Annotated in this window: 2 protein-coding genes; one reads left to right on the top strand and one right to left on the bottom strand. The window is 74.7% G+C overall.

What is annotated here, in order from left to right; all coding sequences use genetic code 11:
- The coding region (locus AB8Z36_RS38685; protein ID WP_369218045.1) for an FHA domain-containing protein at positions 1 to 722 on the bottom strand (722 nt) is incomplete at its 3' end.
- 374 nt (positions 723 to 1,096) lie between these two features.
- Here AB8Z36_RS38685 and AB8Z36_RS38680 point away from each other — a divergent pair.
- Positions 1,097 to 1,979, top strand: an 883-nt coding sequence (locus AB8Z36_RS38680; RefSeq protein WP_369218044.1) for a serine/threonine-protein kinase, incomplete at its 3' end; no start/stop codon positions are given.

Genomic DNA, 1,979 nt, shown 5'->3' with positions numbered 1-1,979 from the left:
GTGCGGGACGGGGCGCGGAACGCGGGCTGCGGGGGCCTGACGGGCCGCACGCGCACGTGGCCCTCGCCGTCGGGCGCCGTCGTGGGGGCGCCGCCGGGGCCGGCTGCCGGGCCGGGGGCGCCGTCCGCCAGGCGCAGCGCCGACTCGCCGATCCGGAGCAGGGAGCCGGGGGAGACCGGCACGGGGCGGCCGGTGACCTCCCTGCCGTCCACCGATGTGCCGTTCGTCGAGCCGAGGTCGGTGACCGTGACGCGGCCGTCGGCGGCGAGGGTGACCGCGCAGTGCAGCCGGGAGACATCGGGGTCGTCGAGGGCGACGTCCGCCTCCGCGGAACGGCCGACGCGGATCTGGCCGCCGTGCAGCAGATGGACACCGCCCGCGTCCGGGCCCGCCACCACGTGGAGCTGGGCCGCCGCCTCCGCGAGCTCGGGCCCCGGCTCGCCCGGCGCCCCCAGGCAGAGCACCGCGCCGTCGATCAGCGGAGGCTCGCCGAGCGTGCACCGCTGGGCGTCCAGACGCTCCGGTCCCGCGTACAGCACGAGGGGGCTCTCGGCGCCCGCGACGGCCTTGGCGAGGCCCGAGGCCACCGCCGCCAGCGCGGTCCCCGCGGGGGCGGTGACCAGGACGTCGCAGGCCCCCTGCGCCGCGGTCGCCGCCGGGGGGCGGCCTTGCTGCTCGGGCTGGCCGCTGCGCGGCCCGAGGACGGTCAGCCGGATCTGCATCGCCGTCAGCGGTCCCTTCTGCGCTGGGCGCCCGGCACGGGGGCTCAGCGCTGTGATTCCCCCCACCGCACACGGGCACATCGGCCAGTACTGAGGGCATCCTCGCACCTGTCACTGACAACACGCCCGGCGGCCACCGGTAAGTGATCTTGAATGGTCGGCTCTGCTCGGAAAAGTGCCTGCTTGGACCGTTGCGGACGAACGCTCCGGCAACCAATGGCCACAGGAGAGCGTCTTTCCTCCGGGCGGGAGAACGGTCGATTCCGATCGGCCGGTGCCCCTTCCGGCAGCACTACAGTGGGTCGGAACATTCAGACCCCCGGACGGCAGCAGCGTCCGGACGGGACCAGCCAGAGCAGCAGGGAGCGCATGACGTGCGGCCGGTAGGCAGCAAGTACCTCCTGGAGGAGCCGCTCGGGCGCGGCGCCACGGGCACCGTCTGGCGGGCCCGCCAGCGGGAGACGGCGGGTGCCGAGGCGGCCGTTCCCGGCCAGCCCGGCGAGACCGTCGCGATCAAGGTCCTCAAGGAGGAGCTCGCCAACGACGCGGACGTCGTGATGCGCTTCCTGAGGGAGCGGTCCGTCCTGCTCAGGCTCACCCACGAGAACATCGTCAGGACCCGCGACCTGGTCGTCGAGGGAGACCTCCTCGCCCTGGTCATGGACCTGGTCGACGGCCCGGACCTGCACCGCTACCTGCGCGAGAACGGACCGTTCACGCCGGTGGCCGCGGCCCTCCTGACCGCCCAGATCGCCGACGCGCTCGCCGCAAGCCACGCCGACGGCGTCGTGCACAGGGACCTCAAGCCCGCGAACGTCCTGCTCAAGCAGGACGAGGGCGGCATGCACCCGATGCTCACCGACTTCGGCATCGCGCGCCTCGCGGACTCCCCCGGTCTGACCCGCACCCATGAGTTCGTCGGCACGCCCGCGTACGTCGCCCCCGAGTCCGCCGAGGGCCGCCCGCAGACCAGCGCCGTCGACGTCTACGGCGCGGGCATCCTGCTGTACGAGCTGGTCACCGGCCGTCCGCCGTTCGGCGGGGAGTCGGCCCTCGAAGTCCTGCACCAGCACCTCAGCGCCGAGCCGCGCCGCCCCTCCACCGTCCCCGACCCGCTGTGGACGGTCATCGAGCGCTGCCTGGACAAGAACCCCGACCGCCGCCCGAGCGCCGAGAACCTCGCCCGCGGCCTGCGCACGGTCGCCGAGGGCATCGGGGTGCACTCCACCCCGGCGCAGATCGCCGCCGCGGAGGGCG

This window comes from Streptomyces flavofungini (assembly GCF_041028215.1).
GTDB lineage: Bacteria > Actinomycetota > Actinomycetes > Streptomycetales > Streptomycetaceae > Streptomyces > Streptomyces flavofungini_B.
The sequence above is the reverse complement of the archived record's forward strand: the minus strand, read 5'-3'. Positions and strand labels throughout refer to the sequence as shown.